Source organism: Exiguobacterium sp. s7 (assembly GCF_018618195.1).
Taxonomy (GTDB): Bacteria; Bacillota; Bacilli; order Exiguobacteriales; family Exiguobacteriaceae; genus Exiguobacterium; species Exiguobacterium mexicanum_A.
The window spans coordinates 69,633-94,178 of sequence record NZ_JACSLO010000008.1 but is presented as its reverse complement, the minus strand read 5'-3'; the positions used below and the strand labels follow the sequence as shown (position 1 = coordinate 94,178).

The 24,546-nt window shown below is 52.8% G+C and carries 25 protein-coding genes; 14 read left to right on the top strand and 11 right to left on the bottom strand.

Features of this window, described 5'->3' with window-relative positions:
• Positions 1–18: 18 nt before the first annotated feature.
• Entirely contained in the window at positions 19–1,395 is a 1,377-nt protein-coding gene (gene rlmD, locus KNP79_RS11180; protein ID WP_034781018.1) for a 23S rRNA (uracil(1939)-C(5))-methyltransferase RlmD, read from the bottom strand.
• Positions 1,392–1,601 carry a hypothetical protein gene (locus tag KNP79_RS11175; protein ID WP_016510454.1) on the bottom strand — a complete coding sequence of 70 codons (210 nt, stop codon included), beginning with the start codon at positions 1,599–1,601 and terminating at the stop codon, positions 1,392–1,394. Before KNP79_RS11175 ends, rlmD begins: the two co-directional genes overlap by 4 nt.
• Before the next feature lie 85 nt (positions 1,602–1,686).
• Between KNP79_RS11175 and yfkAB the strand changes: the two genes are divergently transcribed.
• Genes yfkAB through KNP79_RS11160 form a run of 3 tightly spaced genes read left to right on the top strand, consistent with a single transcriptional unit; the run spans position 1,687 to position 4,229 of the window.
• Positions 1,687–2,793 (top strand): radical SAM/CxCxxxxC motif protein YfkAB, encoded by a 1,107-nt coding sequence (gene yfkAB, locus KNP79_RS11170; RefSeq protein ID WP_214797577.1) that lies wholly within the window; start codon positions 1,687–1,689, stop codon positions 2,791–2,793.
• A 53-nt stretch (positions 2,794–2,846) separates the two neighbouring features.
• A complete protein-coding gene (locus KNP79_RS11165; RefSeq protein ID WP_021067771.1) occupies positions 2,847–3,041 on the top strand; it encodes a hypothetical protein in 195 nt (64 codons plus the stop codon).
• A gap of 45 nt (positions 3,042–3,086) precedes the next feature.
• Positions 3,087–4,229, top strand: coding sequence for an MFS transporter (locus KNP79_RS11160; protein ID WP_138859923.1), 1,143 nt, complete (start codon positions 3,087–3,089; stop codon positions 4,227–4,229).
• Positions 4,230–4,270: 41 nt separating this feature from the next.
• On the opposite strand, the gene KNP79_RS11155 is transcribed toward KNP79_RS11160, so the two are convergent.
• Both KNP79_RS11155 and KNP79_RS11150 read right to left on the bottom strand, forming a co-directional pair.
• Positions 4,271–4,573 carry a hypothetical protein gene (locus KNP79_RS11155; RefSeq protein WP_128123764.1) on the bottom strand — a complete coding sequence of 101 codons (303 nt, stop codon included), beginning with the start codon at positions 4,571–4,573 and terminating at the stop codon, positions 4,271–4,273.
• 138 nt (positions 4,574–4,711) lie between these two features.
• Positions 4,712–5,647 carry a DMT family transporter gene (locus tag KNP79_RS11150; RefSeq protein ID WP_034781029.1) on the bottom strand — a complete coding sequence of 312 codons (936 nt, stop codon included), beginning with the start codon at positions 5,645–5,647 and terminating at the stop codon, positions 4,712–4,714.
• A gap of 199 nt (positions 5,648–5,846) precedes the next feature.
• Between KNP79_RS11150 and KNP79_RS11145 the strand changes: the two genes are divergently transcribed.
• The 4 genes from KNP79_RS11145 (at position 5,847) to KNP79_RS11130 (ending at position 10,320) form a co-directional block, all read left to right on the top strand.
• On the top strand, positions 5,847–7,754 hold the full coding sequence (locus KNP79_RS11145) for a heavy metal translocating P-type ATPase (protein WP_215192390.1): 1,908 nt from the start codon (positions 5,847–5,849) through the stop codon (positions 7,752–7,754).
• Between the two features lie 119 nt (positions 7,755–7,873).
• Positions 7,874–8,800 (top strand): carbohydrate kinase family protein, encoded by a 927-nt coding sequence (locus KNP79_RS11140; protein WP_034781033.1) that lies wholly within the window; start codon positions 7,874–7,876, stop codon positions 8,798–8,800.
• A 66-nt stretch (positions 8,801–8,866) separates the two neighbouring features.
• Positions 8,867–9,304: an NUDIX domain-containing protein gene (locus KNP79_RS11135; protein WP_034781346.1), complete on the top strand. Its 438-nt coding sequence runs from the start codon at positions 8,867–8,869 to the stop codon at positions 9,302–9,304.
• A 68-nt stretch (positions 9,305–9,372) separates the two neighbouring features.
• The gene (locus tag KNP79_RS11130; RefSeq protein ID WP_034781035.1) at positions 9,373–10,320 is read left to right on the top strand and encodes a YihY/virulence factor BrkB family protein; all 948 of its coding nucleotides are present in this window, start codon (positions 9,373–9,375) and stop codon (positions 10,318–10,320) included.
• A gap of 41 nt (positions 10,321–10,361) precedes the next feature.
• On the opposite strand, the gene KNP79_RS11125 is transcribed toward KNP79_RS11130, so the two are convergent.
• Positions 10,362–10,913, bottom strand: a complete 552-nt coding sequence (locus KNP79_RS11125; RefSeq protein WP_034781037.1) for a beta-class carbonic anhydrase — start codon at positions 10,911–10,913, stop codon at positions 10,362–10,364.
• 19 nt (positions 10,914–10,932) lie between these two features.
• A complete protein-coding gene (locus KNP79_RS11120; protein ID WP_214797579.1) occupies positions 10,933–11,832 on the bottom strand; it encodes a 1,4-dihydroxy-2-naphthoate polyprenyltransferase in 900 nt (299 codons plus the stop codon).
• A 166-nt stretch (positions 11,833–11,998) separates the two neighbouring features.
• Here KNP79_RS11120 and KNP79_RS11115 point away from each other — a divergent pair, with 166 nt between their 5' ends.
• From KNP79_RS11115 to menC, 6 genes are read left to right on the top strand one after another with little or no spacing between them, the layout of a single operon-like run.
• Complete coding sequence (locus tag KNP79_RS11115; RefSeq protein WP_034781040.1) at positions 11,999–13,384, top strand: isochorismate synthase; 1,386 nt, start codon at positions 11,999–12,001, stop codon at positions 13,382–13,384.
• Positions 13,381–15,030: a 2-succinyl-5-enolpyruvyl-6-hydroxy-3-cyclohexene-1-carboxylic-acid synthase gene (menD, locus tag KNP79_RS11110; protein WP_214797580.1), complete on the top strand. Its 1,650-nt coding sequence runs from the start codon at positions 13,381–13,383 to the stop codon at positions 15,028–15,030. Before KNP79_RS11115 ends, menD begins: the two co-directional genes overlap by 4 nt.
• Positions 15,030–15,806 (top strand): alpha/beta fold hydrolase, encoded by a 777-nt coding sequence (locus tag KNP79_RS11105; protein WP_214797644.1) that lies wholly within the window; start codon positions 15,030–15,032, stop codon positions 15,804–15,806. Before menD ends, KNP79_RS11105 begins: the two co-directional genes overlap by 1 nt.
• Entirely contained in the window at positions 15,807–16,631 is an 825-nt protein-coding gene (gene menB / locus KNP79_RS11100; RefSeq protein WP_021067784.1) for a 1,4-dihydroxy-2-naphthoyl-CoA synthase, read from the top strand. It begins immediately after the preceding gene.
• Positions 16,632–16,680: 49 nt separating this feature from the next.
• Complete coding sequence (gene menE, locus KNP79_RS11095) at positions 16,681–18,051, top strand: o-succinylbenzoate--CoA ligase (protein WP_214823838.1); 1,371 nt, start codon at positions 16,681–16,683, stop codon at positions 18,049–18,051.
• A complete protein-coding gene (menC, locus tag KNP79_RS11090) occupies positions 18,035–19,102 on the top strand; it encodes an o-succinylbenzoate synthase (protein WP_214797582.1) in 1,068 nt (355 codons plus the stop codon). The genes menE and menC overlap by 17 nt, the downstream gene beginning before the upstream one ends.
• Positions 19,103–19,151: 49 nt before the next feature.
• Here the strand turns inward: menC and map are convergent, their stop codons facing one another.
• The 5 genes from map to KNP79_RS11065 all read right to left on the bottom strand — a co-directional run bounded on the left by map (position 19,152) and on the right by KNP79_RS11065 (position 24,017).
• Positions 19,152–19,901, bottom strand: a complete 750-nt coding sequence (gene map / locus KNP79_RS11085) for a type I methionyl aminopeptidase (RefSeq protein WP_138859932.1) — start codon at positions 19,899–19,901, stop codon at positions 19,152–19,154.
• Positions 19,902–19,912: 11 nt separating this feature from the next.
• On the bottom strand, positions 19,913–21,088 hold the full coding sequence (locus tag KNP79_RS11080; RefSeq protein ID WP_371743433.1) for an EAL-associated domain-containing protein: 1,176 nt from the start codon (positions 21,086–21,088) through the stop codon (positions 19,913–19,915).
• A gap of 53 nt (positions 21,089–21,141) precedes the next feature.
• Positions 21,142–21,393: a hypothetical protein gene (locus KNP79_RS11075; protein WP_034781064.1), complete on the bottom strand. Its 252-nt coding sequence runs from the start codon at positions 21,391–21,393 to the stop codon at positions 21,142–21,144.
• A gap of 100 nt (positions 21,394–21,493) precedes the next feature.
• Positions 21,494–23,002: a degradosome RNA helicase CshA gene (gene cshA, locus KNP79_RS11070; RefSeq protein WP_131485905.1), complete on the bottom strand. Its 1,509-nt coding sequence runs from the start codon at positions 23,000–23,002 to the stop codon at positions 21,494–21,496.
• 163 nt (positions 23,003–23,165) lie between these two features.
• Positions 23,166–24,017 carry a CvfB family protein gene (locus KNP79_RS11065; RefSeq protein WP_034781077.1) on the bottom strand — a complete coding sequence of 284 codons (852 nt, stop codon included), beginning with the start codon at positions 24,015–24,017 and terminating at the stop codon, positions 23,166–23,168.
• A 287-nt stretch (positions 24,018–24,304) separates the two neighbouring features.
• On the opposite strand from KNP79_RS11065, the gene KNP79_RS11060 reads away from it, so the two are divergent.
• Complete coding sequence (locus tag KNP79_RS11060) at positions 24,305–24,454, top strand: hypothetical protein (RefSeq protein ID WP_021067792.1); 150 nt, start codon at positions 24,305–24,307, stop codon at positions 24,452–24,454.
• Positions 24,455–24,546 lie beyond the last annotated feature (92 nt).

The following is a 24,546-nucleotide window of genomic DNA, read 5'->3' as shown; positions in this document are numbered from 1 at the left end:
AGCGTTTTCACAACCCCGTCAATACTTTTTCTTTTTCTTCTTCTCGAAGACGACAATTGACTCAACATGCGCCGTCTGCGGGAACATATCGTACGGCTGAATATAGTTGATCTTATAGTCGGCTTTCATGAGTTGATCCGCGTCACGCGCGAGCGTCTGCGGGTTACATGACACGTACACGATGCGTTTCGCTTTCGATGAAATCATCGCATTCAACAGTTGATGATCGACCCCTGTGCGCGGCGGGTCGACGACGATGACGTCTGGAATCCATCCGTCTTTCACCCAGCGCGGGATCCAATGTTCGGCCCGGCCTTCGACATAAGTCGCATGGCTGAAGCCGTTCTCACGCATGTGCGCGTTCGCATCTTCGACCGCTTCCGGGACGACTTCCATCCCACGGATCTCTTTTGCGTGCGGCGCGAGCCATAGCCCGATCGAACCGACACCGGCGTACGCATCGATGACGCGCTCTTCGCCCGTGAGTCCAGCCGCCTCGACGACTTCACGATACATGATTTCTGTCTGAGCCGGGTTGAGCTGGAAGAACGCGCGCGGTGACAAGTGGTAATGGACGTCATCGAGTTGCTCGTCCATCTTGTCTTGACCGGCGATATGGACCGTACGGTAACCGAAGATGACACCCGAACGGTTCGAGTTGATATTAATGTGGAACGATACGACGTTCGGTAACGCCATGATGCGATCGCTCAATTCATCTAAACGCGGGACGTCCTCGTTCCCGACGACGAGCACGACTTGGACATCATCTGTCTTGTAGCCTGAGCGGACGATGACGGTACGGGCGAAACCGACGTCACGGCGCGCATCGTATACCGGGATGTCGAGCTCGTTCAAAATACGGACGATGGCGTTGTTAATGTTCGTCGTGTCGCGCTGCTGTACCATGCAGTGTTCGATTGGCACGAGTTCGTTTGTGTTCGGTTTGTAGAGACCCGACACGATCTCGCCGCGACGCGTCGAGAGCGGGAATTGCGACTTGTTGCGGTAGTACCAAGGGTTGTCCATCCCTTTCGTCGCACGGATATCCGACTTGTCGACGTTCAGTTTCGTCTTCTGACGGAAGGCGTTGCGGACGATTTCTTCTTTATAGTCCATCTGTAGGCGCGGACTCATATGTTGAATCTGGCAACCGCCACACTCGTCATAAATCGGACACGGCGGTTTGACCCGGTCCGGTGAATCGTTGTCGCGCTTGATGACGCGTGCCTCGGCGTAGTTCCGTTCGACGCGCGTAATCTCGACTTTCGCCTTCTCGCCTGGTAATAAGTTTGGGATGAAGATGACCATCCGATCAATCGTCGCGATGCCCTCTCCGTTAATGCCTAGCCGTTCGGCTTGGGCGCTAGTGTATTCTCCTACGATCAGTTTCAATGTGTTTCATCCTTTCGAGATACTTGTTCTAAATCTTTGGCGTAACGTACGACTTTCGCACGTAAGGAATCAATATCAGCTAACAATCGATGCAAATCCTCTGGCGTCGTGAATTCGTCCAACGTATTGACTGATAAGCACAGTAATTCCGTTCTCGATTTTAACACGTTCATTTTTCCTGCCGTATCTGTTCGTGATTTACCCATCTCGTGATCGCTCCTTTGGTTCGTGACAAAGAGTTGTTATTATAGCATACTATTTCGTGTGACTTGATGAAAAGGTGGAATTGATATGCAAAACATCTCGACAACGTTTGATCCATGGGAAGCCTACCTCGATCAAACCGAGTTCGGTCGCCTCGTCCTTTCGAACGTCGAAGTGACGACGACCAAGCTATGCAATATGCGCTGCGAACATTGCGCGGTCGGCTATATGCTCGATCAGACGGAAGAACCTGAAGTCCCGCTCGACCTATTGATTTCGCGCCTTGATGAGATCGAGCATTTACGGGCGTTCTCCATCACAGGCGGCGAGCCGATGCTGTCGATGAAGTCGGTGCGGAACTACGTCGTCCCGCTCTTGCGTTATGCGAAAGAGCGTGGCGCCCGGACGCAAATCAACTCGAACTTGACGCTCCCACTCTCTCGCTACCATCTTATTACCCCTTACCTCGACGTTTTGCACATTTCGCATAACTGGGGCACAGACGCCGATTTCTTAGAGGGCGGTTTCGCGATGATGGACCGGAAACCGAGCGCGGAGGCACGTTTGAAGATGCTTCAGACGATGAAAGACAATGCCCGGGCGCTCACCTCCGAAGGCATCATCGTATCCGCCGAGACGATGATCAACAAGCGGACAATCCCGCACTTGAAAGAAATCCATGAAGAGATCGTCGCACTCGGCTGTCAGCGTCATGAAGTTCACCCGATGTACCCCGCAGATTTTGCTAGCGCGCTCGAGTCGGCATCGCTTGCCGACACCCGTCAGGCGATTCATGACCTGCTCGACGTCCGGGACGAGAACGTCTGGATGTTGTTTGGGACGTTGCCGTTTTATGCCTGCTCCGACGCGCCAGAGGACCGCGCCTTGTTGAAACGACTCCACGAGGCGAAGAACGTCACCGTTCGGAACGACCCAGATGGCCGCTCACGCCTCAACACGAATATCTTCGATGGCCAGATTATCGTCACCGACTTCGGAGACGAGCTCGGCACGCTCGGCACACTGTATGATACCTCGTTCCAAGACGCGTATGAGGCGTGGACGAACAGCAGTCTGAACGCCACACTGTCATGCCACTGCCCCGCCGTCAAGTGTCTCGGACCGAACGCGCTCGTCAAGCAAGCGTATTACCCGGACGTGAACTTTCAAGAACGTGTCGCCGAGCCGTTTTAATTGTTTCATTTCGGGAAATGTTCAGTATATAAACTGAATCGAGGTGTTTAAAGATGACAGCCATCTATGTATTCATGATCACCGTCATGGCCATCATCATTTTCGGTGGTGTGCTCAGCATCTTATTGACAGCCGCATTCGTTTCAGACAAAGTAGACCGTGATGAAGTATTCAGTCAAGGCAGTTGGGATGATGAACTCTTACACTTGAATCATGTACCTCAACCGATTGACGAACCAAAAAGCTGAGACCTTTCTCAGCTTTTTACTATGTAATGAATAATGAGGTGAACTATGCAACGGTTTCGGTTTTCGATTTTATTACTCGTCGTCTTTATTTCTGGTTTGATTCAAGGCGCGCTCATCCCGCTCTTGTCGACGCTCATCGAACGGGACGGCAACCCGGCCTGGTTGAACGGGTTGAATGCGACGATGCTCTACTTGGGCGTCATCGTCTCTGCGCCACTACTCGAACGGTTCGTCCGCAAGTACGGGTTTCGGCCGACCATCGTCCTCGGCATCGTCTTGACGGCGCTTGCCACGTTCTTCTTGCCGCTCTGGCCGTCACTGCTCATGTGGGCACTCATGCGTTTCGTCATCGGATTTGGGGATTCGGCGCTCCATTACGGATCCCAAGTGTGGGTCACGTCTGCGAGCGAGAAGCGAAGTCTTGGCCGGGCGATGGCGTATTACGGGATGGCGTTCAGCCTCGGATTCGCGGTCGGCCCGCTCATCGCCCCGCTCGTCGACCTCCACTTTTGGCTGCCGTTCCTCGTCTTGATCGTCTTCTGTCTCGCATCCTTGTTCTTGATCTTCAAGGTCGACAACGAGTACCCTGAGGCTGAGAAAGTGAAGACCGACTCGAAAGGACGCATCCGCCTCGTCCTCATCGGTGGCGGATATACACTCTTACCTGCTTTTACATACGGGTTCCTTGAGGCGAGCTTGAATGCCAACTTACCGATTTTCACGGTCCGCAACGACATCGGGCTGACGCAGACGAGTACGCTCATCACGACGTTCATCGTCGCCTCGATTATCGTCCAGTTACCGCTCGGCCGCCTCGCCGATCACTTCGGAAAGAAACGCATCCTGCAAATCGTGTTGACACTCGGCACGCTCGTCTTCGCCGTCGCCAACCTCGCCGTCGACCATTACGCCTGGCTGCTCGTCTTGTTCGCTCTTGCCGGGGCCGGTCTCGGCTCCACGTATTCGCTCGGTTTGGCTCATATGACAGAAGTGTTGCCACGTTCGTTGTTACCGACCGGCAATATGCTCTATAGCATCTCGTTCAGCGTCGGTTCGATCAGCGGACCGATGATTGGCGCGTTTTGGATTGCGTTACCGAAAGAAGTGTATTTCTTGATGTACACACTTATTCTCGGCATCTTGGCTGTGAGTCTGTTCACAGCGAAAGCGAAGCCAATCGACGCATAAAAGGGTGAGTCTCGACGGAGACTCACCCTTTTTCGTATCACTCATTCCTTGATTGGACCGAGACGAACGTCATTCCGTTCGAACGCGCGCATGAACACTTCATCGAGCGCGAACGGTTCTGTCTCTAGTGAGGCCAGCACGTCCGACTTGATTGTGACTTCAATGACGCGATCATTGATATGCCACTTCGTCTGGATGTCCTCCCCTTGCCTCGTGGCACGCGCGTCTACTTGGTCGTGATGCTCCTTCAATCCGCGACTTACGCACTTCATCACGTATTTGACGTACTCGTCCCGTGGTTGACGCGAGATGAGTATATTTCGGACAATCGGATTTCTTGCCATGGCACAATCCTCCCTTCTATCAGATTCGCACGCAAGTCTTTACAACGAAGACCGATTTTCAACTGAAAGAATTCAGAATTTTTAATATATTTTGCCATGGGAACAAGATTCCGTCAACCGTGCGTCAGCTTTGTTTGATCAACGGGCCGAACGGTTGACTCGCCCCTGGAAATAAGTCGAGAGATAGATGCCCGCGATGACGAACAATAATCCGACAAGCGCGTTCCACGGGATCGTTTCACCGAGTAAAACGCTCGATAAGACGACACCGAATAAGGGAACAAAAAACATATAAAGTGATACCCGGCTGACCGGATTATATTTCATGAGTGTGTTCCATAACGTGAACCCGATTGCAGACAAGAGCGCGAGATACAGCAAGAAGAAAAGCGTCGTGACTGTGTAAGGAAGGAACACATCCCCTGGCGCGAGCACATAGCCGACGACGAGAAGACCGAGCGAGCCGAAGACCATCGCCCAAGCCGTCATCGGGGCGACATCATGTGCGCGTGAGTAGTCTTTCGCAATCAAGTTCCCGAACGCCCCTGAGATCATCGCCATAATGAGCAAGATCTCGCCAATCCCAAATCCTATCTCTGCGTGCGCTGTCGGCCAGTTGGCGATGACGATCCCAGAGAACCCGAGTGTGAGGGCAATCCCCTTCAATCGGTTGAGACGATCATCCTCATAACGGAAATGGGCAAGCGCCATTTGGAAGAATGAGGTCGATCCCGCGATAATCGAACCTTGCACCCCGGTCGAGATGGAAAGCCCGATATAAAAGAACAAATATTGTAAGAATGTCAAAAATGCCCCTAAATGTGCATACGCCTTCAACTTTTCCGCGTTTAATCGAATCGGCCGTTTGAAGACGAGGCGGCTAATCACGAGCAAGAGCAGTCCGGACAATAAAAAACGTTCGCCGGCAAAAAACAACTGCTGGCCGTACTCGTGTTCTTGAATATCGAGCGCCTCGTAGCTCAGTTTAATGAACGGGAACGCGCTCCCCCATAAAAACGTGTTGAATAGCGCGAGGAACGTGACCGTCCAAGGGCGTTGAAATACATTCTGCATGACACAAAAACTCCTTAATCTTTTAGTTTGTGAGTTATTACGATTGGTGCTAAAATAGACTTACATGATAATCATTATAAATAAGGTTATGAGCCGAAACTAGTATTAAATCCAATCATATCAACAATAGATAATGATAATCATCCTCAATTATTATCATTTAACTGATATATATTCTCATTTAGAAAGAGGTGCTCACATGAACACATCAACCGTCACACAGGAAAAAAGCCACGTCTTCAAACGGGCCAACTGGTTCGAACATATCGAGCTCATCATGGCGCTCATCAGTGGTGTATTGATTGTACTCGCATATATCGCGGAAAGACAAGACGGAGCTCCTGCGCTCTACGTCACCCTCTATTTGACCGCCTTTTTAATCGGCGGATATGCCAAAGCGAAAGAAGGTCTGACCGATACGTGGGAAACCCGTTCGTTGAACGTCGAACTGCTCATGATCATCGCGGCCATCGGCGCCGCGGCCATCGGCTATTGGATGGAAGGTGCCATCCTCATCTTCATTTTCGCTTTGTCCGGTGCACTCGAGACGTACACGATGAACAAAAACGAACGCGCTCTCGAGTCATTAATGGAACTGCAACCTGAACAAGCGACGCGATTGAACGCTTCGGGCGGCCTCGAGGTCGTCCATATCGACGACCTTCGCGTCGGAGACCACATCTACGTAAGACCCGGCGAACGCATCCCGGTCGACGGTCGGATTTTGAAAGGCAGTGCCTCGATCGAGGAAGCCGCCATCACCGGTGAATCGATTCCGGTCGACCGAAACGTCGGCGACGAGGTATACGGCTCAAGCGTCAACTTGAACGGTGTCTTGACGTTAGAAGTGACAAAACTCGCCACGGAAACGTTGTTCCAAAAAATCATTCAAATGGTACAGCAAGCGCAAGAAGAAAAATCACCGTCCGCCCAGTTCATCGACCGGTACGAGGGACGCTACGTTCAAGTCGTGCTCGCCTCCGTCACCGCAATCATCTTGCTCGGACCTGTGTTGACGCCGTGGTCGCTTGAGACGAGTATTTACCGCGGTATGATCTTACTCGTCGTCGCTTCGCCGTGCGCCCTCGTCGCAGCCATCACTCCGGCCGCACTCGCCGCCATCGCTTCGTCCGCCAAACATGGGATTTTGTTCAAAGGCGGCGTTCATATCGAGAACATGGGCCGTTTGAAAGCGATCGCCTTCGACAAGACCGGCACGCTTACAATCGGTAAACCAGAAGTCCAATCGGCATTGATCCATCCAACCGTTGAGAAAGAGCACGTCTATCGCATCGTCAGCTTGATTGAAGAACATTCGATGCACCCGCTCGCCGAAGCGCTCGTCCAATTCACAGGGAACTACACAGGAACGATGGAACACTTCAAAGACGTGACCGGGTCCGGGATTGAAGCGACGATCGATGGTGTCGCCTATCGGGTCGGCAAACAAAAATTCGCCGATCTGAGCGGAGATTTCTTCCGCGACGATGTCGAACGTTTAAAAGCTGCCGGCCATACGCTCGTGTTCGTCAGCGATGAAGAGAAGACGATTGGAGCGTTCGCGCTCCGGGACACACTGCGCCCTGAAGCCAAACAAGCGATCGAACGACTCAACCATCTCGGTATCGCGACGATCATGATCACGGGCGATAACGAGGCGACAGCCCGCGCCATCGCCACTGAGGCCGGGTTGACCCGTTACATCGCCGAATGTCTCCCAGAAGAGAAGGTCGAGCAGATTAAACAATTAAAACAAGAATACGGTAGCATCGGCATGATTGGCGACGGCATCAACGACGCCCCTGCCCTCGCGACAGCCGATGTCGGGATCGCCATGGGTGAAGGGACAGACGCCGCCCTCGAGACGGCCGACGTCGTCTTAATGAAAAACGACCTCCGTCGGTTGAGCTCGGCCATCAAACAGTCCCGTAAATTGAATCGCGTCGTCCTCCAAAACGTCGTGTTCGCCTTAGGTGTCATCCTCGTGTTGATTGCGACGAATATCTTCGAACTGCTCGTCATGCCGTTCGCGGTCGTCGGCCATGAAGGATCGACCATCCTCGTCATCTTGAACGGGCTTCGTTTGCTCAGCACCTCGTGGGAATGACAAAATTCGACACTCATTCAAACCGTCGTTGAAAGCCGTTAGTAATTTCGCTATAATTGAAACAATGTGTCTAATGAGACCGGAACTGATAGGAAGATTGGCTAAAGGTGGTACAGTATATGAATACGATTGCAGTAATCGGCAAGGTGTTTGTCGATATTAAAGGAACCTCGTTCGCCCCGCTTCATAAAGATGCCAAGAACGTCGGTGACATCGCGTTCTCGAACGGTGGGACCGGCCGAAACGTCGCCCAAAACTTAGGTGTTCTCGGGAATGACGTCCGTTTCGTGTCGACCGTGACGAACGATCAAATCGGGATGGGTGTTCTCGAAGAACTCCGCGGTTTGAACGTCAACGTCGATCACGTCGATTTGCTCGATGACAATGGGATGGGCATGTGGCTTGCCGTCATGGATAACAACGGCGACCTGCAAACGTCAATCTCGAAGCAACCGGACGAAGCGATGATGGAAGAATGTATCCTCCGTCGCATCGATACGGTGTTCGCTGAAAGTGAGGCGGTCGCGATTGACCTCGACTTGTCGGTCAATGTATTGAACGAGACCATTGAACTGTGCCGCGAAATGAAGCTTCCGCTGTATGGCGTGTGCGGTCATCTGTCGGTGATTGAACGGAACCGTCATTTACTCCAAGGTTTCACCGGCTTCATCTGTAGCCGCGAAGAAGCGGAGATTTTGTCTGATATGTCCATCGTCACTGTGGACGATGCGTTACGCGTCGCCGAAGTGCTCGCAATGAAAGGAGCTCCGCTCACAATCGTCACGATGAGTGAGCTCGGCGCCGTCTATGTCGACTTACGCACGAATGAACAAGGTCACGTCCCGACGACGAAAGTGAAAGTTGCCGACTCGACCGGTGCGGGTGACTCATTCTTCTCCGCTGTCATCTCTGAGTTGATGAAACGTCACCCGATTGAAGATGCGCTCCGACTCGGGATGCGCGTCGCTGGGAAAGTCATCGCCTCGCACGATAACGGCCTGACACCTGACATGTACGCCTCACTTGAACAACCAGCAACAGATTAACCAAAACGCATCGGCCGCGAGTCGATGCGTTTTGTTCACGATACGAAATCGAAAGGAACGATTCCATTGGTCAGAACGAAATTACGCAGTGCCATCATCCTCGTGAATGAACATGACGAAGTCGCGCTCATTCGCCGAGAGAAAGAAAACCTTTTGTATTATGTGTTTCCGGGCGGCGGTGTCGAATTCGGTCATACGGCTGAAGAGACGGCCGTCCGTGAAGCGTTCGAAGAGCTCGGCGTCCACGTCGAACTTGAAGGCGTGGCCGCACATGTCGCCTTCAATGGAGAGTTGAACCCATACTACTGGGCCCGGATGACCGGTGGTGAGTTCGGGACCGGGACAGGTGAAGAATTTCAAGCAGAGCAAACGAACGGATCGTATACGCCGATGTGGGTGAAGCGAAGCGCGCTCAGCCATTTGCCGGTACGACCACCGTCACTCGCCGACTTGCTGTCGAATGAAGCCGAGCGATTTTTCAATAAAACGCTGGCCGAAGACTGATTTCATGTGTAGCCTCCTGACATTTCGGGAAAGAAAGTTTCTAACGATAACGTTCAGGAGGCACATATATGGATACTACAGAAGTAAAAGAAAAAAAGAATTGGTTCGCCTTCGGGAAAGAGTTGCTTCGTCGCTTCAAAGAACATGATGTTCAAGATTACGGCGCGACACTCGCTTTTTTTTGGTTCTTATCGATTTTCCCGGGTATCATCTTCATTCTCGCGTTGCTGTCGTTCTTTGACATTTCTCAGGCGTCGTTCCAAGAGCAGTTGAACAACTTGGCGCCCGGGGCTGCCGCGACTGAGTTTTTGACCGGTATCTTCGACGCCATCGGTGAACCGCGCGGCGGACTCCTCTCGATCGGTGCGATTTTAGCCATTTGGTCGGCGGCCAAAGGGGTTGAACGCTTGATCAATATGGCGATTCACGCGTACGGGGAAGATAACGAACGTAATTTCTTCGTCAGCAAAGGCATCGCCCTCGGGTTGACGTTATTACTCGGCGTTGGCATGTTACTGCTCATCGTCTCGAACGTGTTCGGTTCGCAAATCATCGATTTCGTGGCCCGTTTCATCCCTATTTCGGGGGCTGACGTCATCTTGATCAATGTGTTCCGCTACGTGTTGACGACCGTCATCTTGATTTTTACGCTGTCAATTTTCTATAAAATCGCCCCGCAGCAACACGTGTTCTGGAAGAGCACGATTCCTGGTGCGATCTTTGGCGTCATCGCCTGGCAAATTGTCTCCCTCGGCTTCAGCCTGTATGTTTCGAACTTCGGCAATTACGATTCGACGTACGGCTCACTCGGAGGAATCATCGTCACGTTGCTTTGGTTACAATTGACCGGCATGATCATTTTGATCGGCTCAGAAATCAACGCTACTTGGCAACGTTTCTTCAAAACGCCGAGCGAACGTGAGTACGAGAAAAACTATAAGAAAAATAAAAAGTCCAAATCAAAAGATTCGGACGATGACGACTATAAAGATATTCCCGTCAACACATACGGGTAACGAAAGAAAGGCGGTCTCTCCAGAAGAGACCGCCTTTTGCATTATGCTTCGACGACGTCGAGACGACCGGTCGCAGGGTCGATGACGAACCCATGGACGTTCGTGCCCGGCGGCAAGAGCGGGTGGTTTTTGACGAGGTTGACCGAGTTGACGACGTTCGCTTCGACCGAGTCAAACCCGTGCAACCACTTCTCCAAATCCATCCCTGACGACTTGAGTGTTTGAAGTGTCTGCGGTTCAATGCCGCGACGTTCCATTTCTGCGATGACCGCATTCGGATCGATCGCCGCCATGCCGCAATCATAATGACCGATGACGATGACCTCTTCGGCCCCGAGCGCATACAACGCGACGAGGATCGAACGCATGACCGATCCGAACGGATGTGACAATACGGCTCCCGCATTTTTTATGATTTTGGCATCCCCGTTTTTTAGTCCGAGGGCTTGAGGCAACAACGCCGTCAGACGCGTATCCATACACGTTAAAATGACGATTTTTTTATCGGGAAACTTATCCGAGACAAATTGCTCATATTGTTTCTCTGTTACGAATTTTTCATTGAACGCTAGCATTTCTTGAACGACTGACATGTGGTTCCCTCCTCTTAATTCACGCGATTAGCCGCGCGACCATTAACCCGATGACCATCCAAGCGCCAAACAACGTGTTCACTTTTGCGGTCATCGCCATCGCCGGCATGAGTTCAGCCGGTTCACGCTTGACCCAAAAACACTTCACTGCCCGTACCATGATTGGAATTGTCAGCAATGACAACAGCACCCACGGCGTCACGCCAAACCCGAATACGGCGACGAGGATGCCGACCAATGCCGCGATAAAGAATCCGGCCAAGACGAGAACGGCACGACGATGTCCGACGAGACAGGCGATTGTTTTGCGCCCATTCACTTTATCATTATCCAAATCACGAATGTTGTTCGCGAGCAAGATCGCCCCGATCAAAAGCGCCATCGGAAACGATACGAGCAACAGTTCTGTCGTCACCGTCCCGATTTGGATATATCCCGAGATGCCGATGATGACATAACCCATGAATAGGCCAGCGACGATTTCCCCGAACGGCGTGTAGGCGATCGGGAGCGGACCTCCCGTGTACAGGAATCCGACGACCATCGACAGCACACCGATCCAAATTAAATGCCAACTCGTTGAAGCCGCAATATAGAGCCCGAGCACAGCCGCCACCCCATACATACCGAGCGCGATCCCGAGCACTTGTCCGGGTGTGAACCCATCACGTACGATCGAGCCACCGATTCCAATGGAACCTTCGTGGTCGAGTCCACGCTTGTAATCATAATATTCATTAAATAAATTCGTCGCGATTTGAATCAAGACCGAGGCGATGAGCATCGCTAAGAACAATCCCCACTTCAACTCGACTTGCCCGAGGACGATGAACGTCCCTAACAGCACCGGTATAAAGCTCGCTGTCAACGTATGCGGGCGAATCATGCGCCAATACGCACCTTTCTCTCTCTTCTTCATGCACTTCCCTCCCTTCGTTAGTTTACGTCTCTTTGAAAAAACCTGTCAATGCCCGCCGCTCGGACGGCTCCCTTCACTTTCTCGAGCATTTGACGGCCAGTTCTGTCGTGAAGTCATGATACACTAAAGAATGAGAATTCCATTGGATTGAGGAGGCTTTTCTTTCATGCCAGATACTCAAACACACATTAAACAACGAATCGAACAAGCCCATAAACGGGCACGTGCTTGGCAACGACCGGTACTTGCCTCGTACACGTGGGAAATCCCTTCGTTCGACGCGTTCCATATTATTCAAAACACTGAAACGTCCCACTACTATTTTTCGACGCCAGACCGCTCCCTCGAGATGCTCGGATGTGCCGATGCGCTCGTGTTGACGGCTTCTGGTCCCGAACGTTTCCAACGTCTACAGTACGATTGGAGCCTGCACCGCCGGGACGTCGACGCAGTCATTTATGCGTTCTCGGGCTTTTCGTTCGACACGTTCGTGCGGCCCCAAAAAAATATGTGGGAAGCGTTCGGTGAAGCATCGTTGGTCGTGCCGAAATTTCTATATCGCCGCTCGGGCGACAAGCACACGTTGACCGTTTCGACGCTCGTCTCGGCCAAACGTTCGGTCGAACAATATTTGATTCAATTGGCCGATCAACTCGCCCAGTTCAACGCGCTACATGCGCCCGACGAACAAACACCGACTTACTCACAAGTCAAAGACGGCGTCGACCATTTCAAGTCGAGTTTCCAACAAGCTAAACTGAACATCACCGAAGAACGAGTCGAAAAGATCGTCATCGCCCGGGAAGAAATCTACCAGACCTCGGAAGAGGCGTTCCCGTTCGCGACGACACTGCGCCACTTGTCAGAACATCAGACGGGCAGTTACGTGTTCTTGTATCAGCCGAAGCGGGAAATCGGTTTTTTCGGAGCGACGCCGGAACGGCTCGTCAAGAAACAAGGACCGTACATTGAAACGGCCGCCATCGCCGGCACCATCAAGCGACCAGACACCGAGATCGAATCAGATGTAGCCAAACAGACGTTACTCCACGACGCCAAAAACCTCGAGGAACACCAAATCGTCGTGAAGGACATCAAGAACGCCCTCACACCATACGCGGCTACCATCAAGGCACCGGAGTCGCCGCGCATCTTGGAGAACCGGTCGGTGTTCCATCTGCACACACCGATTCAAGCAACGCTCGATACGAACGCATCCTTGCTGTCGATCATCGAGTCGCTCCACCCGACCCCGGCGCTCGGTGGATCTCCGAAACGGACGTCTGTCCGCTTGTTGCGCGAGATTGAACGGTTCGACCGCGGCTGGTACGGGTCACCGTTCGGTTGGCTGAACACGGACGGTGAAGGAGAGTTCGTCGTCTCGATCCGGTCGGCTCTTGTCCACCATCAATTCGTGGCGCTATACGCAGGCTGTGGAATCGTCCAAGAGTCTGAACTCGAAGCGGAGCTCGCCGAGACAGAAATCAAGCTCAGTCCAATCAAGCAAGCTCTCGGATTGGACAAAGTACGCGCAGGAGGCAATGAAGCATGAATGAACCGTTAACGGAGTGGGTCGCCGGTATGATGAACCGGCTCGTCGAACAAGGGGTCGAGGACGTCGTCATCAGTCCCGGCTCTCGCTCGACACCGCTCGCCATGGCCGCCTATCTTCATCCGAGCGTCCGACATCATATCATCGTCGACGAACGGTCGGCCGCCTTTTTCGCACTCGGGTTGACTCGTTCGCAATCATCGTTGCGCCCGGTCGCGCTCATCTGCACGAGCGGTACTGCCGCCACCAACTACTTTTCGGCGGTGGCCGAGGCAAATATCTCACAACTGCCGCTCGTTGTGTTGACGACCGATCGGCCGCACGAACTTCGGAACGTCGGGGCGCCTCAAGCGATCGACCAAGTTCGACTGTACGGCGACCACGTGAAAACGAGCGTCGACCTCCCCGTTCCTGAAGCTGCGAGCCAGCGCTACATGGAACAGACAGTGGCCCGGCTCGTTCGGGCGAGTATGCATGCGCCATTCGGCCCGGTCCATGTGAACATCCCGTTCCGTGAACCGTTGTTGCCGGATATCGAGCGCTTGACGTCACTCCTGGGCGGTGAAGCCGAATCCTCTGACCCGACCTATCTTAAACCGACAAGTCTCGACTTGAAACGGTTCAAACAAGAGATTGACGTCAATCGTCTCGCCTTCATCGTCGGACCAGGTACTCCGACATCATGGCTTGAGCCTCTCTATGCGTCGGCGCTGGCCCACCGTATTCCGGTCTTCGCCGACCCATTGAGCGGGATGCGCCGGTTTGACCATGTCTTGACGAACTATGACGCGTGGCTCGCTAGCGAGGATCGCACAGAATGGACACCTGATGCGGTCGTCCGGTTCGGGGCTGCCCCCGTCTCGAAACGGCTGAATCAGTGGCTTCACGACGTGCCATACGTCTTGATTGAGCAACCGGGATCGTTCCGCGACCCGTCGAACAGCGCCACGGTCGTGTACGGCGATGCGATTGATTATGTCGCCACCATCAACAAAGACTATGACGCCGACTTATTCGATCATTTCGCATTGTTCGAACGCGTCGCCGAATCCGCAAAACCTGCTTTGAGCGGAGAAAGTGCATTGACGCGTCATTTGCTGGCGTCTCGTCTTGATCGCATCTTCGTCAGCAATAGCATGCCGATCCGTGATATCGATACGACACTTTCAGCCGGTCAGTCAATCGACGTCCTCGCCAATCGCGGGGCGAACGGGATTGACGGCATCATCTCGAGCGCGCTCGGTGCCTGTCACGATACAGACAAGGCCGCTCTCTTGATCGGCGACTTGGCATTCTATCACGACAGTAACGCCCTGCAACTCGTCAAATCGCATCCTGGCACGTTCTCGATTGTCGTCGTCAACAATGATGGCGGTGGCATCTTCTCTTTCTTACCACAAGCCTCGATTGCACCACAAATGTTCGAGGACTTGTTCGGGACACCGCTCCACTTGAACTTGCGCGGATTTGCCGAGACATACGGACTCAGCTATCGCTTGCTCGAGCAGCCTGAAGATGTCATGACGGCGATTGAAGCAGGCGTTCAGCTGATCGAATTTCCGTCTGATCGCGATAAAAACGTGGCCGAGCATCGTCGTTGGACCGCTTCGCTCACGGACCGTTTGACGACGGAGAACGAAACGTGATGCGTTCCGTGCGTGGCGTCTCCTATGAGGTGCTCGAACGTGGGAGCGGCCGTCCCGTTTTGCTTCTTCATGGATTCACTGGGAGTGCGGCTTGGATCTCCCAGTTCCCTGAGCTTCCCGTCCGGCTCGTCGCCCCGTCGCTATTGCAACACGGCGGCACCGGACAGCAAGCGGTCGGGCGTGCCAAGATGAGTCAACAGATTAAAGACTTGTCGGCGCTACTCGATACGGACGAAGGTCCGTGGACGGTCGTCGGTTACTCGCTCGGCGGACGTATCGGGATGACACTCGCCGCCTATGATGATCGGGTCACCCATTTCATCGGCATTAGCACGACACCCGGGCTCAACATAGCGGCTGAACGTCGACAACGCCGGCTTCAAGACGAAAAGCTCGCCGAATTCATCGAGCGAGCAGGACTTGAGGCGTTCGTTGACCGTTGGGAACGTCTTCCGCTCTGGCATCAAACCGACGAGATGCGCGCCGCCCTCCGTCCTGAGCGGTTGGCCCAACATCCAGCCGCACTCGCGGACAGCCTCCGTGCCATCGGGACGGGTAGCATGCCGTCGCTCTGGCCGCTACTCGACCGTTTACCTCGCACCGATTTGATCGTCGGGGAACACGATGTGAAGTTTCAACAGATTGCTCGGAATATGCAGTTGATCCGTCCCGATATTGAAATTCATGAAATTTCGGACGCATCTCATGCTCCACATGTCGAGAATGCCCAACAATTTGGTACAATGATAGAGAAATTGATTTTAGGGGGAATTTAAATGGAATCAGTAGCAAACTGGACATCGGTCCGCACGTACGAAGATATCAAGTACGAGAAGTGGAACGGCATCGCCAAAATCACCATCAACCGTCCGGAAGTACGGAACGCGTTCCGTCCACTCACGGTAAACGAGCTCATCGACGCGTTCGCACGCGCCCGTGACGATAAAGAAGTCGGTGCCATCATCTTGACTGGTGAAGGCGATCAAGCCTTCTGCTCAGGCGGCGACCAAAAAGTACGCGGCCACGGCGGCTACGTCGGTGACGACGAGATTCCACGCTTGAACGTCCTCGACCTTCAACGCTTGATTCGCGTCATCCCGAAACCAGTCATCGCCATGGTAGCCGGTTATGCGATCGGTGGCGGACACGTCTTGCACGTCGTCTGTGACTTGACGATTGCAGCCGACAACGCCCGTTTCGGTCAAACTGGACCAAAAGTGGGCTCGTTCGATGCCGGTTACGGTTCAGGTTACTTGGCTCGCATCATCGGCCACAAGAAAGCACGCGAAATCTGGTACCTCTGCCGTCAATACGACGCACAGCAAGCGCTTGACATGGGACTCGTCAACACGGTCGTCCCACTCGAGCAACTTGAAGCCGAGACGATCCAATGGTGCCAAGAGATCTTGCAACACTCTCCGACGGCACTTCGCTTCTTGAAGGCAGCGATGAACGCCGACACGGACGGACTTGCAGGACTTCAACAGCTTGCCGGCGACGCGACGCTTCTCTACTACACGACAGACGAAGCAAAAGAAGGACGCGACGCTTTCAAAGAAAAACGCGACCCAGACTTCGGTCAGTTCCCGCGTTTCCCGTAAATCGACAAAGAGTAGCGACTTCGCTACTCTTTTTTTGGAGGTCCTGATGATGAATCGTTATGTGACACAACATCGACGTGACGCCATGGCACTCGTCACCGCGTCCGTCAGTTTGACCTGGGCCGAGTTAAGCGCGGAGAGTGCCCGTTTAGCCCACTTCTTGGAACGGGTCGCACCCAAAGCCCGCCATATCGGATTACGCGCTGCGAACAGCGCTGATTATGTCATCGCTGTCCATGCCATCCAGTTACTCGGAAAAGTGCTCGTTCCGCTCAACACGCGGTTGACGATGAGCGAACTGGCAGGACAAATCGAGACGGCCGATATCGATGTATTGCTCGTCGATGAACCGATTGACCTGTCAATCACCCAATTCGCGTTGACGTCACGAGATGAGGCGTCACTCGCTACACCGCACGAGTGGGCAGACGATGAAGTCATGTCGCTCATGTTCACCTCAGGCACGACTGGACGGGCCAAGGCCGTAAAGCAGACGTTCGGCAATCACGTCGCGAGCGCCGAGGCGGCCAAGACGCGCCTCGGTTACGGGACAAGTGACCGGATGCTCGTCGTGACGCCGCTCTTCCATATGAGCGGACTCGCGCAAGTGTATCGGAGCGCCCGTTTCGGTTCGCTACTATACGTCGAACCGAAGTTCGATGTCGCTCGTACACTCGAGTTGATTGCGACGGCAAGAATCACCCACATCTCGCTCGTTGCGGTCATGCTTAAGCGGCTCCTCGACGCAGGTCTCTCCCGCCATCAGTTGCAACTTCTGCTCGTCGGCGGCGGTCCCGTACCGCGTCCGTTGCTCGAAGAAGCCGAGCGGCGGCAGTTACCGGTCGCCCAGACGTACGGGATGACGGAGACGTGTTCGCAAGTCGCGACGCTGTTGCCAGCCGAGGCACTCGCCCACATCGGTTCGAGCGGTCAAGCAATCGCGCCGACCCAACTCCGTATCAATGCGGATGGGGAGATTGAAGTGAACGGACCGACGGTGACCCCTGGTTACTATAAACAGCCAGAGGCCGATGCTTGGACGCCCGACGGCTATTGGCAAACGGGCGACCTCGGCACGATGAAAGACGGTTACTTGTACGTCCATGACCGCCGCAGTGATTTGATCATCTCCGGCGGTGAGAACATTTATCCGGCCGAAATCGAGAGCGTGTTATTGCGTTGCCCGGGCATTCAAGACGTCGGGGTCGTCGGTCGTCCCGACCCGACTTGGGGAGCGGTACCCGTCGCCTTCACGGTCGGTACGTTCGATTTCGATGAGGCGATTCAGCTGCTGCACGACCATCTGGCATCTTATAAACATCCGAAAGCATGGATTGCCGTCGACGAGCTGCCTCGTAACGCCAACGGTAAATTGATGCGTCATCGCTTAAAGGAGGCTGACCATGATTCGTCGCGCTGAACTGTATATCGTCCCCCTCACGTTCAAACATCCGATTGTCACCGCCCACGCCGTGTTGACGACGAGACGGACGGTCATTCTCCGGCTGGAGACGGTCGACGGTGTTGTCGGCTACGGGGAAGGTGTCGCGTTCGAGACGCCATGGTATACGGCTGAGACCGTCCGCTCCGTCATCGATACGTCCGCTTTGATTGTCCAACTTCTGAAAGGGATGACGTTGTCTGCCACCTCGTTCGGTCCCCATGTCAGCTCGATCATCGGCCAACCGATGGCGAAAGCGATGTGGGAGAGCGCTCTATGGGAAGTGGAAGCGGCCCGCGCGAATCAGACATTAAAACAATACGTCCAAGCCGGCGATGCCGTGGCATGCGGCCGGACGATTGGCATCGGTCTGCTCAGTCAGACGTTGAACGCCATCGAGGCTGCGCTCGCGTCCGGATTCGACCGGATCAAGTTAAAAGCGTCCCCGCATGAACTGCTTCCTGCGCTCGGCGAGATTCGCAGCGTTTTTCCGGACGCCCCGCTCATGATTGATTTGAACGGAAGTGGCTCCGAGCAATCGCTTGACTGGTTCGAGGCATTGGACACCTACCGTCTCTTGATGATCGAACAGCCTTATCCGAGCACATATTGGGTCGAGACAGCGGACTTGCAGGCACGGCTCACCACAGCGATTTGTCTCGATGAATCGATCAGTGCCGCTCAAGACGTGGCGACGATGCATCGACTTCGAGCCGGTCGCATCGTCAATATCAAACCGGCCCGCGTCGGCGGCTGGAGCGAGGCGCTCGCGATTCGTGATAGCGGCACCCCCTACTGGGTCGGTGGGATGTATGAGTCCTCCATCGGCCGTTATCACACGCTCTTATTCGCCTCATTGAACGGAGCCGCCTACCCGGCCGATATGGCCGGGACGAGCGCTTACTTCGAGACCGATTTGCTCGATACCCCGCTCGAAGTCGAGAACGGACAATTGATGCTTCCCGACCAGGTCGCACCGGATTGGACGAAAATCGAGCAACTGAGCGAACAGACGATTCGACTCCTGTAAAAACTCCGCAAAAAAGGCGGCAGACTTCGCGTCTGCCGCCTTTTCATCGTTAACGGAATGTGCCCGTCAATACTTCATAGCCGTCTTTCGTGACGACGACCGTGTGCTCGAACTGGGAGACGAGGCTGTTGTTCGGGGTGAACAACGACCAACCGTCCTCTTCTGATTGATAGACGATTTCATCTTTTGTCGAGATGAACGTCTCGACGGCAATGACTTGTCCTTCCTTCAAGATGTCGTTCTCTTCACGGCTATAGTAGTTGGAAATCGTCTCCGGCTCACCGTGGAGCGTGCGACCGAGGCCATGGCCCGCCAAGTTACGAATGACCGTGAAGCCGTTCTTACGGGCATCGGCATAAATCGCTTTCCCGATTTGGTTGACCTTGACGCCCGCCTTCACTTTGCTGAGACCCGCTTCGAGCGATGTCAATGACACTTCGACCAACCGCTCGTGTTTAGCCGATTTCGGTGTGCCCGCGATGACCGTACGTCCTGTGTCGGCATAGTAGCCGTCCTTCACGGCCGATACGTCGACGTTGACCACGTCGCCGTCTTGGATGACGAGGTCACCTGGAATCCCATGGGCTGCGACTTCATTGATGGAGATACACGTATAACCCGGGAACTCATACATCGTGATTGGGGCCGAGGCGGCCCCTTCCGCTTCTAAAACACGCTGCCCGATTTCATCCAACTGTTTCGTCGTCATGCCTGGCTTGACTGCTTTCGCCATCTCATCGCGAGCCAAGGCGACAATCCGCCCAATCTCGCGCAATGCATCGTAATCATAATCTAACATCATTTTCCCTCTCAATCTAATAGTCGATTTTGATATAAGAACTCTTCAGATAAATCGGCAAACAAGAACATGCCGTCCGGTAACGGATAACTGAACGTCCGCGTCACTTCGTTCGAACTGAAGTCGCGATAATCCTCGGACAAGTAGCCCCGTCCGCGCACGTCCATCGCTGCCATCGTCCGAATAAAGTACGGACGGAAACTCCAATTATAGCCGCGATACGTGTTATCGACCGTCCAAGCGGACTGTGCCTGATAGACGTTTGCGCTCGTCTGGAACCCGGTTTGGTCCGTCAAATAGTAACGGACGAACGTCCCTTCGAGTTTCGGGGCAATATGGAGCAACCATTCATCTTTCTTATCGCGCGACCACTTCCCGCTTTGGACGAGGTCGTGGATTTGTTTATGGAGTTCGAACTCCAATTCATATAATCGCTTTAATCGCTCTTGATCGTGTAAGAAGAACGACGGTACTTCTTGCGTCAATACGCTCATACCTTTCGCTTCGCGCGGCGGCATCGCATCGCTTTGCCCGAGGAGACTTCCCATATAATAACGCCCGCCATGACGCCACGCATAACGCAACTGTCCGAGATGGTCGATCGATTTATAGAGGAGCGGAGCCCCGAGACGGGAAGCGATATATTCCATCGTCTGAAGCATTTGCGGATACGTGACCGATAACGTCTTCTTCTCGACCATCGTCGCCAAATCGACGAGCAACATCTCAGGCGCCACCGTCATGATGTCTTCGATGCTCGTTGACTCAGCGAAGTCGAGCGCGACTTTAACACCAGATGAACGATAATATTGGACGACTCGTGACAAGCGTGACACGTCGACGAGATCCGTCCCTTGAAGCGTCACATAAATGCGATGGAGCGGGAAGTTCAATTCTCGGAGCGGGGCCAAGAACGCCTCGCCTCCTTGTTCGAGAATCCACTCTGACCGACATCGGAACGTGACGAATTGCGTCGCATCCCTTAACTGTTCGGCCGCTAAACGCTCCATCCGTTTGGCGATATCGAGCTGATACTCGAGCGGAACGTCATCGTCGTAAAAGAATGGGGTGAGCGACTCGCCCCTGAACTGTCCATGGACCATATAACCCTCTACTTGGAAGGTGGCGGCTCCCAGGATTGGTTCAAATGTCACTTCGACTTCTTCTGGATTCATCATCACATCCACTGCGTCCAACTTGATCACCTCGTCTTTTTTCTAAACACGAAAGCGAGCTGGGTTCAGCTCGCTCGTGTATGCACATACATATAGGCACCGAAACAAGCAATGAAATATACGATACTCATCACACCGTAGCCGATTCCCATCTTCCCGCCCACGCCGATGGCCATCACAAGCCAAATCATCGCGCCGAACAGAAGCGTGGCGACCGGGATATATCGAAAATTCGGACGCTCGGTCCGCGTAATAATCGGTTTCAAAGCCAGGACGCACGCCACTAGTATGACGAGACCAAAACCTAGTTCAATCATCCGTTGACACCTCATTTTTCTGTCTCTACTCATTTAGTGTAGCATGACACCAAAAAAAAAACCGCAAATCCACTTAAGGAGATGCGGTTTTGGTTATTGATTAGTCACGCGGACGGCGTGGGCCACGGTCGTCTGAACGACGACGGTCGTCTCCACCCGTGCGTTTGCCACGGTATCCACCGCCGCCACCGCTGCGTCCACCACGGTCACCGCCGCCACGACGTTCGCCGCCGCCGCTGCGATTTCCACGGTATCCACCACGGTCGTTACGTCCACCTTGACGTTTGACGCGTACTGGTTCTGCATACGAGATTTCAACCGGAGTTGAATCTGGCTCTTTCGTCAATCCACGAAGTGCCGCTGCAAGAAGCTCGACTGCTTCGTATTCTTCAAGAAGCTCAGTCGCAAGTTGCGTGTAAGCTTTGAAGTCGCCCGCTTGAACACGTTCGATCAATTCTTCAGCTGATTGCTTTTGGTTGCCCTCGAGCACTTCTGCGATTGTCGGTACGTGACGACGGTTCATTTTCTTGTTCGTTACGCGTTCGATTGCTTTGACTTGACCGAATTCACGTGGCGTGATGAACGTAAGGGCTGTACCTGTTTTACCAGCGCGGCCTGTACGTCCGATGCGGTGCACGTAGCTTTCCGGGTCTTGTGGGACGTCAAAGTTGTAAACGTGAGTAACGCCTGAGATATCAAGACCACGGGCTGCAACGTCTGTCGCGACCAAGATGTCAATCGTGCCGTTTTTGAAACGACGGATGACTTGGTCACGTTTTGATTGCGTTAAGTCACCGTGAAGACCATCAGCCGTGTAACCACGTTTGATGAGTGCTTCTGTCACTTCGTCAACACGTTTCTTCGTACGAGCGAAGATGATGCTGAGTTCTGGCGAGTCGATGTCGATCAAACGGCAAAGCGTATCGAATTTTTGACCTTCGCGCAATTCGAGGAATTGTTGGTTGATGTTCTCAACTGTCATTTCTTTCGCTTTTACTTTGATGATCGTCGGCGACTTCATGAAGCGCTCAGCAATCTTCTTGATTTGTGGTGGCATTGTTGCAGAGAAGAGAAGCGTTTGACGTTCAGCCGGAAGGCCTTTCAAAATCATCTCGATGTCTTCAACGAAGCCCATGTTGAGCATTTCATCTGCCTCGTCCAAGATCACAGTTTGGATCTCGTCGAGTTTGATCGTCTTACGCTTCATGTGGTCCATGAGGCGGCCCGGTGTGGCAACGACGATTTGTGGGTTCTTTTTCAAACCACGGATTTGGCGGTCGATTTGTTGGCCACCGTATACTGGAAGTGCGTAAACGCGCTTCGCTTCACCGATTTTGTTCAATTCTTCTGCAACTTGAATCGCAAGTTCACGTGTCGGTGCAAGAACAAGTGCTTGGACTTGACGTGCCTTTGTGTCGATTCGCTCAATTGTCGGAATACCGAAAGCTGCTGTTTTCCCTGTACCTGTTTGCGCTTGACCTAATACGTCCACTCCTGTGAGTGCGACAGGAATTGTCTCAGCTTGGATCGGTGTAGCTTCTTCGAAGCCCATTTTGAGTACACCTTTTACTAATGCTTCACTTAACTGTAAATCTTGGAATTTTGTCAAATTATATTCTCCTTTTTTCATACAAAAAACGTCTGAGGTTTTGTTCTACAGACGTTTTTCCAATGTTTCCTCGTAGTCAACTTTACTAACTATAACGTATTTGTTTCTAAAATGAAAGAAATACATTCTAAAACTTTTCATAGCCACCTGGACATGAGTTATCTTATTTCAATTTATAGCCGTTGTCGAGTTTTTCAACTTGCTTTTCTTTCAGCAGTTTCCCGAGTGCGCGTTTGAACGCCGCTTTACTCATCCCGAACTCACGATCGATCACGTCCGGCGCCGTCTTGTCGCCATAAGGCATTTGGCCGCCGCGTTCTTCAATATAAGCACGGATACTTTCCGCGTCCGGGTCGATGGCTTCATATGCCCGCGGTTTCATCGAGACGAGTACCGTCCCGTCTTGTTTCACTTGCGTCACACGTACGGTCAATTGCTCACCGAGACGTGGCCAACGTGTCATCTCTGCTTCATGTAAGAAACCGAGTGATTCATTTTCGACCCAGACGTTCACACCGACTTCGCGTCGATTGACGACGACCGCATGGACATCTTGATTGCCCCATTCTTCTTTAGCGGGACGCGCCAACAAGTTCAAGTACGCATAGTGGGCCGGTTCCCCGAGAAGACGGCTCTTTTGATCGTACTTGAGACGAATGCAAAGCTTGTCCCCTTCTTTTGGCCAATACGACCGGTTCTCAGGAAGATCATCTAATGAGACGAGTACATCCTTTTGAATCCCGATATTGACGAACACACCGGTGTTATACCGGACTCCAGTCACTTCATACCACTCATAGTCATCGAACGTGACGCTCGGAATCGTCATCGTCGAAGCGAGACGTCCTTCTGAGTCGTGATACAGGAAGACCCGCACCGTCTGTCCGACTGTGACTTCTTCAGTTTGTTCTTTTCGATGAAGGAGTACCTCTTCGCGACCGTTTCCGATAAACACACCAAAATCAGCTGAACGTTCCGCGACCAAGTCTACTACTTCTCCTGCACGTAATGCCATACAATCCACATCCTTTTTCATCTATTACTGTCAGTATACCTACCTACACACGTTCCTAATCATATCACGTTCGATTTCCTTACTCCGTTCAATTGTGTCTAAACCGTGAACAAGATTGCCCCCTGTTTTGCTAAATAGGTCCGTATACTAGCTTCTATATTTCAAATTTTGTGACAATTTTGTGAACGTGCATTTTCCATCTAGTATCCACATTTTGAAAACGTTATTATTAAGGAAGTGTTGTTTAACGAATTAGGTTTCAGCCATGGCCGAACGGGGGATATAAAATGTTTGATGTACAATCTCGATCATTCGCGAAGCGCTTCATGAAAGGCTTATTGATTGCTTTCTTCGCGCTACTCGCTTCACTTAGCTTCATTTTTTCAAACGGAGTCGATACGAACGTATCTTCATCCGTCACGATGGTCCAAGAGTAAACGCCCTCTGGTGACAGAAGGCGTTTTTTTGTTTTGTTCCGACAAAAAAAGGGATTTTTTATGCATCTGTCGAACGAACATAACGTTCGGCT